General features: G+C 49.3%; 14 protein-coding genes and 1 tRNA gene. 6 read left to right on the top strand and 9 right to left on the bottom strand.

The window, feature by feature from the left end; all coding sequences use genetic code 11:
* Positions 1-9: 9 nt before the first annotated feature.
* Entirely contained in the window at positions 10-558 is a 549-nt protein-coding gene (locus OGV75_RS09645; protein WP_286481012.1) for a fimbrial protein, read from the bottom strand.
* Positions 559-627: 69 nt separating this feature from the next.
* Entirely contained in the window at positions 628-1,176 is a 549-nt protein-coding gene (locus tag OGV75_RS09640) for a fimbrial protein (RefSeq protein ID WP_016155749.1), read from the bottom strand.
* Positions 1,177-1,925: 749 nt separating this feature from the next.
* Between OGV75_RS09640 and OGV75_RS09635 the strand changes: the two genes are divergently transcribed.
* Positions 1,926-2,609 (top strand): winged helix-turn-helix domain-containing protein, encoded by a 684-nt coding sequence (locus OGV75_RS09635; protein WP_223307926.1) that lies wholly within the window; start codon positions 1,926-1,928, stop codon positions 2,607-2,609.
* A gap of 1 nt (position 2,610) precedes the next feature.
* The gene (locus tag OGV75_RS09630) at positions 2,611-3,129 is read left to right on the top strand and encodes a FidL-like protein (protein WP_016155747.1); all 519 of its coding nucleotides are present in this window, start codon (positions 2,611-2,613) and stop codon (positions 3,127-3,129) included.
* Between the two features lie 156 nt (positions 3,130-3,285).
* On the opposite strand, the gene OGV75_RS09625 is transcribed toward OGV75_RS09630, so the two are convergent.
* Both OGV75_RS09625 and dnaQ read right to left on the bottom strand, forming a co-directional pair.
* Positions 3,286-3,362, bottom strand: a tRNA-Asp gene (locus OGV75_RS09625).
* 134 nt (positions 3,363-3,496) lie between these two features.
* A complete protein-coding gene (gene dnaQ / locus OGV75_RS09620; protein WP_029139417.1) occupies positions 3,497-4,225 on the bottom strand; it encodes a DNA polymerase III subunit epsilon in 729 nt (242 codons plus the stop codon).
* A 64-nt stretch (positions 4,226-4,289) separates the two neighbouring features.
* Between dnaQ and rnhA the strand changes: the two genes are divergently transcribed.
* Positions 4,290-4,757, top strand: coding sequence for a ribonuclease HI (rnhA, locus tag OGV75_RS09615; protein ID WP_016151805.1), 468 nt, complete (start codon positions 4,290-4,292; stop codon positions 4,755-4,757).
* On the opposite strand, the gene OGV75_RS09610 is transcribed toward rnhA, so the two are convergent.
* On the bottom strand, positions 4,754-5,476 hold the full coding sequence (locus tag OGV75_RS09610; RefSeq protein WP_218733391.1) for a class I SAM-dependent methyltransferase: 723 nt from the start codon (positions 5,474-5,476) through the stop codon (positions 4,754-4,756). The two genes, rnhA and OGV75_RS09610, sit on opposite strands and share 4 nt — an antisense overlap.
* A 33-nt stretch (positions 5,477-5,509) precedes the next feature.
* Here OGV75_RS09610 and gloB point away from each other — a divergent pair, with 33 nt between their 5' ends.
* Positions 5,510-6,265, top strand: coding sequence for a hydroxyacylglutathione hydrolase (gene gloB, locus OGV75_RS09605; protein WP_075846672.1), 756 nt, complete (start codon positions 5,510-5,512; stop codon positions 6,263-6,265).
* A gap of 71 nt (positions 6,266-6,336) precedes the next feature.
* A complete protein-coding gene (mltD, locus tag OGV75_RS09600; RefSeq protein WP_029139416.1) occupies positions 6,337-7,695 on the top strand; it encodes a murein transglycosylase D in 1,359 nt (452 codons plus the stop codon).
* A 49-nt stretch (positions 7,696-7,744) separates the two neighbouring features.
* On the opposite strand, the gene OGV75_RS09595 is transcribed toward mltD, so the two are convergent.
* The 3 genes from OGV75_RS09595 to OGV75_RS09585 form a co-directional block, all read right to left on the bottom strand.
* Positions 7,745-8,515 carry a class I SAM-dependent methyltransferase gene (locus OGV75_RS09595; protein ID WP_049271174.1) on the bottom strand — a complete coding sequence of 257 codons (771 nt, stop codon included), beginning with the start codon at positions 8,513-8,515 and terminating at the stop codon, positions 7,745-7,747.
* Positions 8,516-8,591: 76 nt separating this feature from the next.
* Positions 8,592-9,392 carry an endonuclease/exonuclease/phosphatase family protein gene (locus OGV75_RS09590; protein WP_053389570.1) on the bottom strand — a complete coding sequence of 267 codons (801 nt, stop codon included), beginning with the start codon at positions 9,390-9,392 and terminating at the stop codon, positions 8,592-8,594.
* A 131-nt stretch (positions 9,393-9,523) separates the two neighbouring features.
* Positions 9,524-10,699 carry an MFS transporter gene (locus tag OGV75_RS09585; RefSeq protein ID WP_131380669.1) on the bottom strand — a complete coding sequence of 392 codons (1,176 nt, stop codon included), beginning with the start codon at positions 10,697-10,699 and terminating at the stop codon, positions 9,524-9,526.
* A gap of 104 nt (positions 10,700-10,803) precedes the next feature.
* Between OGV75_RS09585 and yafC the strand changes: the two genes are divergently transcribed.
* Positions 10,804-11,718 carry a DNA-binding transcriptional regulator YafC gene (yafC, locus tag OGV75_RS09580; protein WP_200013919.1) on the top strand — a complete coding sequence of 305 codons (915 nt, stop codon included), beginning with the start codon at positions 10,804-10,806 and terminating at the stop codon, positions 11,716-11,718.
* A gap of 20 nt (positions 11,719-11,738) precedes the next feature.
* Here yafC and dkgB read toward each other — a convergent pair whose 3' ends face one another.
* Entirely contained in the window at positions 11,739-12,542 is an 804-nt protein-coding gene (dkgB, locus tag OGV75_RS09575; RefSeq protein ID WP_019076057.1) for a 2,5-didehydrogluconate reductase DkgB, read from the bottom strand.
* Between the last annotated feature and the right edge of the window lie 237 nt (positions 12,543-12,779).

Below are 12,779 nucleotides of genomic sequence, written 5' to 3'. Positions count from 1 at the left end.
CAGTGCAGCTCAGAGATAATTCACAACAAAATGCGTGACCGCAGTAAATTCGCCAGATGTCATTCTTCCGTCGCGGGAGATCAAATAAGCCGTAAAATTGAGCGTGTTTTTCCCTGGATTAAGCACATAGTCCGGTGATGGCTCACCCAGATGAATTTGCTGTCCGTTGCTGTCATATATTTCTATCGCTAAATTTTCAGTTTCCGATTGCACGCTTAGATAATCAGGATTGTCACTATCCGGTGCGCCAGAAAAGGTAATATTGGCGCGTTGAAACAGATTCCCGGGGTGTTGAGAATCCCCTAATGAACATCCCAACAAATGAATGCTGAAATCATGCGCTGATACTTTCTCTGGTTTTCCGGAAATATATCTGGCTGAGAGATCATCAAATTCAACCAGTAGCGACCGGTCGCGTGGATCGACATAACAGGCAGCCTCAATAATATTTCCGCGCATGCGCATTTTGCCGGGCGTACTGACAAGACGATTGGTGTCAGCCAAAACCCATGCAGGCGATATGAAGATAAAAAGCAGTAAAATTCGCCATCCAGGCATCACCGCATTTCCTTTCAGTTATTCGCAGGAAGGGTTAAGCAGGCGCGTTAATGCGCCTGCTGCAGATCGTTACTGGTAGTCGATCTGGAAATTAACGGTAGATTCGAAATCACCTGGGGTTACCGCGGCAGATGCGTTGTTTGCCTGCAGGTAAGCGACGAAATCAATGTCGGTTTCACCATCGGTAATGTTGACCTGAGAGGCGGCTTGGCCCCATTCCACGTCCTGGTTGCCACTGTCAATCATACCGATGCCCGCACCCTTTGCAGTACCAGAGGTGAACGCAGCCAGCGCGTTGTTGTCTGTATCAATCGTTGCCGGGGTATAAGTCACAGTGGCTGTTTTCGCGACGGTCGTATCACAGCCCTGCAGAACGATTTTGGCATGCTTAACGCCAGCACGTTGGTTGTCTTTTAACTGAGAAGTTGGGATCTCACCAAAATTAACCTGTACCGGGCTGGATTCTGGTGCCAGACCACATGCGGAATTAACCAGAGAACCGGTGAAGTGAATTTTACCGTTAGTCGGTTCGACATTTTTTGCAGCAAAAGCAGAAGAGGCAGTAAAAGTCATTCCCGCCATCAGCGCACAGGCCACAGCCACGTTTTTCATTTTCATATTACTACTTAACCTTATATCTGTTTTTTAGTTATTCCGAAGATCTATTTCCGCAGATAATTTATGTCCGGGAATCCTGATCTGCAGGTGGCGGTAGCGCATATCCTTGCAAACAATCCATCTCAAGCCGCCCCGTATTTTGAACTTCATTGGTATTCCATCCGAAATACCGTCCACAGTTGTTTACGCTGTTTCGGGGCTTATATTAAGTCGACGGGAAAATGACACAATGCAAAAATCCGGTATTAATCAAACTCAGGGAATCATGTTGTCACACTGTCTGCATAGCGATCGTTTACCTAAAAAACCGCCAAAAATCACGACGTAGCCAGTGTTAATATCTATCATTCAGCATTTTTATAGAGTTTTTATCTATCAACTATTTTTTTATTTAGCCAGAACAACAGGCAAAATGTATTTATGAAATTTTTGTAAAAATGAAATTGGATATCAAAAGCGAGTAATGACAATAAGATAGTGAAAGAGAGGAAGGAGAAAAGAGGATTCTATAAGAGATATTAAAATATTGTTATATAAATATTAATAAAGCGATCTATGGTACAACCATTTTTTATAAATGAATTATGTTATGCTATTGCTTCACCCACTCGAATGCGAGATATCCTGCTTTAAAGGAGACATCAGTGATTTCTCATATACCAATAAACAAAATTAAATCCGTAATTATTGGTGATGGCTTAGTTTTCAGACCACATAAAAATACCCTAAAAGACCTGGCATCTGGTGAAATGGCCACATTGAATAATGTGGCAACACAATTACTGCTCTATTTGTTGCAAAATGGTAAAGAGATATCCTCGCGTGATGAAATTCTGCTGAATGTTTTTCAGCATAATGGCGCCAGAGCGACGGATGCGAATCTCAATCAGCACATTTCATTTTTGCGCAAAGCAATAACGTCTACGGGTCATCCTGCAGAGCTCATCGTCACAATTCCGCGGATGGGATTTCGGATGGGCGACGCTAATATCAATATTCAGCAACTGGAAGAAGCGCAAGCTCCCGCCAGAATTGCCAATGTTGCATCGACGCTCAACAAAAAGAAACAAAGCCGTTGGCCTGTGGCGATAACCGCGTTAATTACTGGTATCGCCGTGCTGGCGACAGCGTGGTTAACATGGATACCCAATGAAATCGCCATGACGGACGCGACTATCCTGCGGACTATCGACTATGAACAATGCCGTGTACATATATTAGGAAACGCCCTCACCGACACCATAACCGAAAAGAAAGCGCTGGATATTTTCAAGTCCGTGGGCATTAACCCCGACTGTTCGTACCCAAAAGATCTGTATCTCAATACCTGGGCGAGCAACCATAATCTGGTTGAGTGGTCGTTTGCCGCTGAATGCGGGCTGAACCTCGGCTATTACCATTGCATCAGCCAGTATCGCCATCATGAGGAATGATATGAAGCAAGAAAGCGATCACTCTCCTTTACTATGGTCAGTCGTGATTGCCATTTTTGGGCTGGCGGCTATCGCTTTTTTTATTATCGCCGGGAATGCGAAAAAACAAGAAATCAGTTTTTCCTGCTCCTCGGAATTCACGTCGATACTCGACATCCAGGATACAAAAAAGGTACTCCATGGAATAATGCTGATTACCAGCTACAACTCCGGACACCTTTCATTGTCAGTACAAGGGAAACTCAAAAGTGATGATGGCGAGTTTGCTGTGAACCGAAAACTGTTCTTTCGCTATGCCCGACCACTCGGCCATACCGCCGGTGTTTTCATGCTCACTCCCAACGGACGTGAAAAATCTCCCGATGATGAAGCAACGGATGCTGTCGATTATCTCTTCTTCGACGCTTACGAACGTGCCGACAAGCTGTATATGCTAAAGCACTTGAATGAAGAAACGGTGCTTATCGGCGATAACTTTTCCCCCCGCTTCGCCTGCGTGATGAATCACTTCGCAGGTTGATCTGCCCCTGGATATGCGTCGGGTTAAGGATGACCTGATGTGTTGCCTGCCCGATAGCACGGACGTGGTCGATAAAGTGTGATGATGAGATTATTATTGTTGGCGGGCTAAAACGACGAAAGCCTGAATCATTTCTGATTCAGGCTTTCTGAATAGTGGCGGAATGGACGGGACTCGAACCCGCGACCCCCTGCGTGACAGGCAGGTATTCTAACCAACTGAACTACCACTCCGCGTTGTGTTCCGCTTGGGAACGAAGCGAATATTACGGATTGCCTCACGCCTCGTCAACGCTTTTTCTCACGTTTTTTAATCGTTTGCTGCAAAAATCACCCGAATGGTCATTTCCATACGGAAAACGTACAAACTATGCCCGCCAGAGGCAACTTCCGCCTTTCTTCTGCACCAGGTCAAGGCGCGACTCATGGGCCGCTAACTCTTCATCAGTGGCGAAAACAACGCGTAGTTTGCTGGACTGTCGCACAATACGCTGGATCCCCGTGTCATTCTGCTGCTGGCTGTCACCTTCCATTGAGAACGCCATCGTGGTCTGCCCACCGGTCATCATCAGATAAACGTCGGCCAGAATCTGGGCATCGAGCAATGCGCCGTGCAGGGTTCGCTTACTGTTGTCTATTTCATAGCGTGAGCATAACGCATCAAGGCTGTTGCGCTTGCCAGGAAACATTTTCCTCGCCAGCGCCAGGCTATCGGTAATTTTGCAGAATTCGTTTGTCTTTGGAATATCCCGCCTGAGCTTAGCAAATTCGTAATCCATAAAGCCGATATCAAACGATGCGTTATGGATGACCAGCTCCGCACCGCGGATGTAGTCGAGAAACTCATCGGCCACATCGGCAAACGTAGGTTTATCAAGCAGGAATTCGTCTGCGATTCCGTGTACACCAAACGCTTCCGGGTCCACCAGCCGATCCGGTTTCAGGTAAACGTGGAAGTTATTCCCGGTCAGGCGGCGGTTCACCACTTCAACCGCACCGATCTCAATGATCTTGTGGCCTTCGTAGTGGGCGCCAATCTGGTTCATACCGGTGGTTTCGGTATCGAGGACGATCTGTCGTGTAATTCCAGTGCTCATAACGGTCATTTATGTCAGACTTATCGTTTGATTTCGATTTGCTAAAACAGGAAGTCTACCAGAGATGCTTAAACAGGTAGAGATTTTCACCGATGGTTCTTGCCTGGGAAATCCAGGGCCAGGTGGTTATGGGGCGATTTTACGCTATCGCGGGCGCGAAAAAACCTTTAGCGAAGGCTACAACCTCACCACCAATAATCGCATGGAGCTGATGGCGGCAATCGTTGCGCTGGAAGCCCTGAAAGAACAGTGTGAAGTGATACTCAGCACGGACAGCCAGTATGTGCGCCAGGGCATTACGCAGTGGATCCACAACTGGAAGAAGCGCGGCTGGAAAACAGCAGATAAAAAACCAGTGAAGAACGTCGATCTGTGGAAACGTCTGGATACCGCGCTGGGGCCGCATCAAATCAAATGGGAATGGGTTAAAGGCCATGCGGGCCATCCGGAAAACGAACGCTGTGATGAGCTTGCGCGCGCCGCAGCAATGCGTCCCACTCAGGATGATATTGGGTATCAGGCGGAGGCTTAAGCGTCCGGTTTACGGTATTGCCGGGTTGCGCCAACGGCCTGGCGGATAGGCGTTTTGCTTTTATTTTGTTTCATCGGGTTGAGCGTAAGCGGAATGGTTCGCTTACGCGCAACCACCAGTTGCAAACAGCCCAGCGCAGGGATATGGGCGCTTAACATTTTCCCGCCCTTCTTGTTCCAGGGCAGGACATGAAAACGGCTATAGTGCAGTACTTCAAAATTCAACAATGAGAGCCAGTCCAACTGCCGCATGAGGGTAAACATCCGGCTGTTGTAGGGCGATGTTTTACGCAATACGGGCACCAGTTTACGCAATCCCATCAGACTTACCGGGTTAAAGCCGCTCAGAATCAACCAACCGTCATCAATAAGCACGCGATCGGCTTCATGCAGTAAGCGATGTGGATCGGAACACCACGGCAGCGTATGAGCCAACAAACAAACATCCACGGACTTATCGGCAAAGGGCAGATGTAAAGGATCGGCAGTCACCTGCATGGGAGCGCCATGCAAAGAAACATTTACCTGATGAGAAACCGCGCACGCTTCAGAATTGATTTCTGCGCTTAAATTACCAATCTTAAGCAGATGAAATCCGTACATTTTTGCGAACCACGGGTTAAGCTGATGCTCCAGCGCCTGACGATAGTGTTCGCCCCAGGGCAAATCATCCCAACTAACGGGCGCTACGACAGTTTGAGGGATCCTTGCCGGTTTCATCACAACCTTCCGTTACGCATTGAGAGGTAATCTATGAATCTTAACAGTATTCCTGCATTTCAGGACAATTACATCTGGGTCCTGTCGAATAATGACAAACATTGTCTGATTGTGGACCCGGGTGAAGCAGCACCTGTTCTGAAAGCTATTGCAGAACATAACTGGGTTCCCGAGGCCATTCTGCTGACACATCATCATCAGGATCACGTGGGCGGCGTGAAAGAACTTCTGCAACATTTCCCACAAATAGCGGTATACGGACCGGCTGAAACGCAAGATAAGGGAACGACGCATATAGTCGAAGATGGCGATATTGCACTCGTTTTGGGGCATGAATTTACGGTAATTGCTACGCCGGGTCACACTTTAGGACATATCTGTTACTTTAGCCACCCTTACCTGTTTTGCGGCGACACGCTCTTCTCCGGTGGCTGCGGTCGGCTTTTTGAAGGCACAGCATCTCAAATGTATCAATCACTTAAAAAACTAAACGCACTTCCTGACGATACATTGATTTGTTGCGCACATGAGTACACATTAGCAAACATGAAGTTTGCCTTAAGCATTCTTCCGCACGATCCGTTCATAAATGAATATTATCGTAAAGTTAATGAGTTACGCGTAAAAAAACAAATGACACTGCCCGTAATTCTGAAAAATGAGCGACGAAATAATCTTTTTTTAAGAACGGAAGATATTGATTTAATTAATGAAATAAATAAAAAAACAATATTGCAACAACCTGAAGAGCGTTTTGCCTGGTTAAGGTCAAAGAAAGATACGTTCTGACAATTGCGGGTTGCCTTTTGAAAACTTCGCCGTTATGATCGGTCGTCTTTTAAGCAACTATTGACACACACATGAAGGCAAAAGCGATATTACTCGCCTCTGTCCTGCTTGTTGGGTGCCAGAATACTGGTAACGTCCAACAACACGCACAGAGCCTTTCTGCAGCTGGTCAAGGGGAAGCAGGAAAGTTTACAAGTCAGGCGCGATGGATGGACGACGGAACATCTATCGCTGCTGATCAAGATTTGTGGGCTTTCATTGGTGACGAGCTAAAGATGGGAATTCCGGAAAACAACCGGATTCGCGAACAGAAACAGAAGTATTTACGCAATAAGAGCTATCTCCACGATGTAACTTTACGGGCAGAGCCGTATATGTACTGGATAGCCGGGCAGGTTAAGAAACGTAACATGCCAATGGAACTGGTACTACTACCCATAGTGGAGAGCGCTTTTGATCCTCACGCAACGTCTGGCGCCAATGCCGCAGGTATTTGGCAGATCATTCCGAGCACGGGGCGCAATTATGGTTTAAAACAGACCCGCAATTATGATGCACGTCGCGACGTTGTGGCTTCCACCACCGCCGCACTGGACATGATGCAGCGTCTGAACAAAATGTTTGATGGCGACTGGCTGCTGACCGTTGCTGCTTATAATAGCGGTGAAGGTCGTGTCATGAAGGCAATTAAAACGAACAAAGCCCGTGGTAAACCCACTGACTTCTGGTCGTTGCCATTGCCTCAGGAAACGAAGCTATATGTGCCAAAAATGCTGGCATTGAGCGATATACTCAAAAACAGCAAACGCTATGGCGTGCGTCTGCCAACAACAGACGAAAGCCGCGCGTTGGCACGTGTTCGCCTGAGTAGCCCGGTTGAAATGGCTCAGGTTGCCGATATGGCAGGTATTTCCGTCAGCAAGCTGAAAACCTTCAATGCAGGCGTGAAAGGCTCCACGTTGGGTGCCAGCGGTCCGCAATATGTGATGGTGCCAAAGAAGCATGCAGAGAAGCTGCGTGAGTCTCTGGCCTCAGGCGAAATTGCAGCCGTGCAGTCAACGTTGGTTGCGGATAACACGCCGCTGAACAGCCGTAGCTACAAAGTTCGCTCTGGCGATACGCTTTCTGGCGTCGCTTCACGTCTTGGCGTGAGCACCAATGACCTTAAGCAGTGGAATAATCTGCGCGGGTCATCGCTGAAAGTAGGCCAAAATCTGACGGTGGGCGCTGGTACCAGCGCACAGCGACTGGCGAACAACAGCGATAGCATCACCTATCGTGTGCGTAAAGGCGACTCGCTCTCGAGCATTGCCAAACGCCACGGGGTTAACATCAAGGATGTGATGCGCTGGAACAGCGATACGAACAATCTGCAGCCAGGCGATCAGCTAACGTTGTTTGTGAAAAACAGCGGTATGCCGGACTCCTGATAGCATTGTAGAAATGAAGGCACTGGTTTCCCCCCAGTGCCTTTTTTATTTATCCCGCTTTATGTGCTTCAACCATTATCGTGTCGCTGGTAAACGAGCCATCTTCCTGTAACGCAAAATAGGCTTTCACTTCCGCAGAGGCACTTTGTTGGTATACACGGATCGCGTCGCTCAACGCTGCAGGCGTGCGCATCCGCGCCACCCACGAACTGAACTCCAGCGGCAGACGATCGGTTAACAAGGTATCGGCAATCAGATTGGCGTCATTGATTAACGACAGCCATTCTCCGCTGGAATAGTTGCGTACGTGCGAGGTATCGCGTAACGCCTCCACAGTTTGCAACCAGATGTCACGTACAGGATGGCCTGGCGACATCACATCCATCACAATCAGCACGCCGCCGGGCTTCAGAACGCGGTTCACTTCTCGCAACGCACGCCCGACATCATGCCAGTGATGCGCGGAATAGCGGCTAATCACCACGTCAAATACGTTATCTTCAAACGGCAGGCTTTCAGCATAACCCTGCCGTGTGGCGATATTCTCCAGACCTCTGTCCTTTGCCGCTTCAGTGACCACGTCAAGCATCTGCGACGATAAATCATATGCCACTACCTGCTTTACGTATTGCGCGGCCACAAAGCTGGCGTGCCCCGCTCCGCATCCCATATCCAACACGCGGGCCTGCGGAAATGCCAGCAACCTTTCCCCCAGACGTTGCAAGTCACGACCAGAGGCGTGCACCGCACTGGTTAAGTAGGCATTAGCCTGAGAGCCAAACTGTTTTTCGACGTTGTCATGATGAGAGCGTGTTGTCATTGTGTTGTCCTTCGGTTGTTGTGAAATATGAAGGGCAACCATCACAGGCCTGCCCTACGGCAGACCTGACACACCGTTATTGTTCAGGTTTGCCGGGACTGAATTCAACGAGTAGCGGGTTGTGGTCGGAGGCGCGGGTGACCAGCACAGAGGCCTCACTCACGTTCAGACCGCGATAGAACACAAAATCGAGAGGACGACCAAACGCGCGGCGGCGCTGATCATCGGTAAAGCGCACCTGGCGCAGCGACATTTCACGCGCAAAGCGGTACAGCGCATTCATCCGTCGACGGCTCCAGGCATTAAAATCGCCGGCCATAATCACCGGACCGCTGTGATGAGCAATCTGATCGCCAATGGGAAGTAACTGCTTACTATAGACATCAACGCCAAGGCTAAAGTTAACCGCGTGGATATTCACCACCATTAACAACCGAGTGTCAGGCAACGGGTACACCGTCACCAACGCCGATTTCGCCAGCCGTAAAATAGGCTCACGCTCGCGCAATGGGCAGCAGTAAACTGGATGGGCGGAGGAGAGTGTCATAACGCCAGAGGGGTGCTGAGGCAGCACAAAGGCGGGAACCTGGTCGGCAGCGAGATAGTTAGTGGTCGCAAACTGCACCAGTTCTGGTGTGGTTTGCGCTTCCTGCAATAACACCAGATGCGCGTCTTTGCCAAAATTCTTCAGCACCGACTGCCACTCAGCTCGCTGCTGTTTAAAAATATTCCATACCAGCACGCGAATGCGATCTTCACTGCTTAACGGTACGCCTGCGGGTAATGCCTGGCCAATATGCGCAAACGAGCCCGGCGGTAAAATCCGCTCGACGGGTTGTCCGGCAACATAACGCATGGCATAGGTGTTTTTTCGCACTTTAGACTTTCAAACCTCTGTAACGTCAACCAGTCCGCAGCCGGACTGGTTCTTCTGTTATAGGGATTTTAGCACTCACTTTCAACGAACAATTGCAGTTTGTTTTGTAAGTAGGCGCTTACATCAATGATTTACCCCAGAGCAACGCGTGTGGACTTATCAAGACGGCCGCTCAGCCCCATCAGCAGGAAAGCCACCAGAACAATAAGTGCCCCAATCCACGGTGTCTGCGCCAACCCATAATGCTCGACCGTTTGTCCGCCAATCACGGAACCCAGTGCAATACCAATATTAAACGCTGCAATGTTCAGCCCTGACGCCACATCAACAGCATTGGGCGTAAATTGTTCCGCTTTCTGTACCACGTAGACCTGCAATCCTGGTACGTTACCGAAGGCAAAGATCCCCATCACCAGAATGGTAGCCAGCGCGGCGTACTGCGTGGAAGCCGTCAGTTGGAAGACCATCAGCAGAACAAACAGCGCGGCAAAAATGAATTTCAATGCAGGAACCGCACCATGCTTATCCGCCAGCTTACCACCCCAGATATTGCCGATAGCAACTGATACCCCGTAACCCAGTAAGATCCAGCTTACCGCTGCCGGGGAGAAGCCCGCCAGATCCTGCATCATCGGTGCCAGGAAGGTGAAAGCTGTGAACACACCACCGTAGCCCAATGCCGTAACGGCGTAAATCAGCAACAGACGAGGATGAGTCAGCACTTTCACCTGGTCGCGAATGCTGGCGGCCGCTCGACCAGGAATGTTAGCCGGGATCAGCAGTTGACTACTAATCAGCGCAATCACGCCTAACATTGATACTGCCAGGAAAGTCTCACGCCAGCCAAAGTGCTGGCCGATAAACGTACCCAGCGGCACGCCCGTGACCAACGCAACGGTTAAGCCACCGAACATAATAGCGATAGCGGAAGCCGCTTTTTCTTTTGGCACCAGACTTGTCGCGATAGTGGAACCAATCGAGAAGAATACGCCGTGAGCCAGCCCCGTCAGCAGACGGGCGACAATAAGTGTCATATACCCGGGTGCCTGCCATGCCAGTAAATTCCCCGCCGTAAACAGGACCATCAGCGCGACAAGCAACTTTTTACGTGGCAGGCTTCCGGTCAGAGCGGTCAGCACTGGTGCGCCAATCGCCACACCCAGCGCATAGATTGAAACCAGCATCCCGGCTGAAGGTAACGAGATTGCCAGTTGTTGAGCAATGGTCGGCACCAGGCCAACAATCACAAACTCAGTCGTGCCAATAGCGAAGGCACTTATTGTTAGTGCAAATAATGCGAGAGGCATAAATAACTCCGTAACATCAGTAATCAGATGACACGCAGTATGCGGGGATGTTTTAATAACAAAAACATTCAAAATCTCAATATAATTTTGCGTCAGGTGCAAAAATGAAAGCAACCTCTGAAGAACTTGCGATTTTTGTGGCCGTTGTGGAAAGCGGCAGCTTCAGCCGGGCGGCAGAACAACTCGGTCAGGCTAATTCCGCAGTCAGTCGGGCAGTAAAAAAGCTGGAGATGAAATTGGGTGTGAGTCTGCTTAATCGAACGACCCGACAGCTAAGCCTGACAGAAGAAGGAGAACGCTACTTCAGGCGTGTGCAGCAGATACTGCAAGAGATGGCAGCAGCAGAAACGGAAATCATGGAGTCACGCAATACCCCGCGCGGCCTGTTGCGTATCGACGCGGCAACGCCGGTGATGCTGCATTTCCTGATGCCGCTAATCAAACCGTTCCGTGAGCGATATCCTGAGATGACGTTGTCTCTTGTCTCCTCAGAAACGTTCATCAATCTTATTGAACGAAAAGTGGATGTCGCGATACGAGCAGGTACGCTGACTGACTCAAGCCTGCGTGCGCGTCCGTTGTTTACCAGCTATCGTAAGATTATTGCCTCACCGGACTATATTGCCCGTTTTGGCAAGCCCGAGACTATCGAACAGTTAAAGCAGCATCTGTGTCTGGGGTTTTCCGAACCCGTTTCACTCAATACCTGGCCGATTGCCCGTAGCGACGGACAGCTCCATGAGGTCGAATGTGGGATTTCTTCCAACAGCGGGGAAACGTTAAAACAGCTTTGCCTGAGCGGCAATGGTATCGCATGTCTTTCAGATTATATGATTGATAAAGAGATCGCGCGGGGAGAACTGGTGGAGCTGCTGGCCGATAAACGTCTGCCGGTAGAAATGCCTTTCAGCGCCGTTTACTACAGCGATCGTGCGGTCAGTACACGCATTCGGGCATTTATAGACTTTTTAAGTGAGTATATAAGAACAGCTCCCGAAGGAGCTGTGAAAGAGGGTTAAAGGTACAGAGGGTCGGGCAATTAATCCCAATCAGGGGCCAGACCTTCCGGGCTGACCAGACGATCGTTGCAGTCCAGTGCCGCGATCGCTTTTTTATCTTCAGTATCCAGATGCAGGTCCAGCGCCAGCAGGTTGCTTGCCAGGTTTTCACGCTTGGTAGATGAAGGGATCACGGAGTAACCTTCATCCATTGCCCATGCCAGAATAACCTGCGCCGGGGTCGCGTTATGTTTAGCGGCAATGCGTGCAATCACTTCATCTTTTAGCGCCTTACCGTAAGCCAGCGTCATGTAAGAGGTGATGTGGATACCGTGCGCTTTAGCCCAGTCAACCACCTTACGACTCTGCAGATACGGAGACAGCTCAATCTGGTTGGTCGCGATATTGTCTGCACCGACTGTAGCAATGGCTTTTTCCATCAGCGGAATAGTGAAGTTTGAGATACCAATTTCGCGAGTCAGCCCCTGCTCTTTCGCTTCAAGCAGCGCCTGCATAAACTCTTCAACGGATACCGCATCGCCCGGAGATGGCCAGTGGATCAGCGTCAAATCAACATAATCCGTACGCAGTTTCTTCAGACTTTCTTTCAGACTTGGGATCAGTTTGTCTTTGCTGAGATTTTCAATCCAGATCTTGGTGGTGATGTACAACTCGTTACGCGGTACGCCACTTTCGGCAATTGCCTGACCAACAGCCGCTTCATTTTCATAGATTTGCGCAGTGTCGACAGCACGGTAGCCCAGCTCAAGCGCCGTTTTGACAGAAGCGATAACCACGTCATCTTTCAGACGAAACGTACCTAAACCGAATGCAGGGATAGTCATAGAATTCCTCTTTTTAATCACTATGTTCGTTAACTGAGAGGATTATGACCATCAGTTCTTTGCCGAAAAAGAGTGAAAAATGCAGAGGATTTTTGCGGATTCAGCAATAATTAAATCGCTGGAAAAGAAAAAGCCCTGAGCGTTAGCTCAGGGCTCTTAATAAGTGGCGGAACGGACGGGACTCGAACCCGCGACCCCCTGCGTGACAGGCAGGTATTCTAACCAACTGAACTACCG

The sequence above is a fragment of the Citrobacter sp. Cb028 genome (genome assembly GCF_030336705.1).
Lineage (GTDB): Bacteria > Pseudomonadota > Gammaproteobacteria > Enterobacterales > Enterobacteriaceae > Citrobacter > Citrobacter braakii.
The sequence above is the reverse complement of the archived record's forward strand: the minus strand, read 5'-3'. Positions and strand labels throughout refer to the sequence as shown.

Excerpts from the sequence above, each read along its gene's own strand:
- OGV75_RS09630 (WP_016155747.1), top strand. The coding sequence starts at position 2,611 with ATGAAGCAAGAAAGCGATCACTCTCCTTTACTATGGTCAGTCGTGATT.
- OGV75_RS09610 (WP_218733391.1), bottom strand. The coding sequence starts at position 5,476 with ATGAAACCGGCAAGGATCCCTCAAACTGTCGTAGCGCCCGTTAGTTGG.
- OGV75_RS09645 (WP_286481012.1), bottom strand. The coding sequence starts at position 558 with ATGCCTGGATGGCGAATTTTACTGCTTTTTATCTTCATATCGCCTGCA.
- OGV75_RS09635 (WP_223307926.1), top strand. The coding sequence starts at position 1,926 with ATGGCCACATTGAATAATGTGGCAACACAATTACTGCTCTATTTGTTG.
- dkgB (WP_019076057.1), bottom strand. The coding sequence starts at position 12,542 with ATGACTATCCCTGCATTCGGTTTAGGTACGTTTCGTCTGAAAGATGAC.
- gloB (WP_075846672.1), top strand. The coding sequence starts at position 5,510 with ATGAATCTTAACAGTATTCCTGCATTTCAGGACAATTACATCTGGGTC.
- yafC (WP_200013919.1), top strand. The coding sequence starts at position 10,804 with ATGAAAGCAACCTCTGAAGAACTTGCGATTTTTGTGGCCGTTGTGGAA.
- OGV75_RS09595 (WP_049271174.1), bottom strand. The coding sequence starts at position 8,515 with ATGACAACACGCTCTCATCATGACAACGTCGAAAAACAGTTTGGCTCT.
- mltD (WP_029139416.1), top strand. The coding sequence starts at position 6,337 with ATGAAGGCAAAAGCGATATTACTCGCCTCTGTCCTGCTTGTTGGGTGC.
- dnaQ (WP_029139417.1), bottom strand. The coding sequence starts at position 4,225 with ATGAGCACTGGAATTACACGACAGATCGTCCTCGATACCGAAACCACC.
- OGV75_RS09640 (WP_016155749.1), bottom strand. The coding sequence starts at position 1,176 with ATGAAAATGAAAAACGTGGCTGTGGCCTGTGCGCTGATGGCGGGAATG.
- rnhA (WP_016151805.1), top strand. The coding sequence starts at position 4,290 with ATGCTTAAACAGGTAGAGATTTTCACCGATGGTTCTTGCCTGGGAAAT.
- OGV75_RS09585 (WP_131380669.1), bottom strand. The coding sequence starts at position 10,699 with ATGCCTCTCGCATTATTTGCACTAACAATAAGTGCCTTCGCTATTGGC.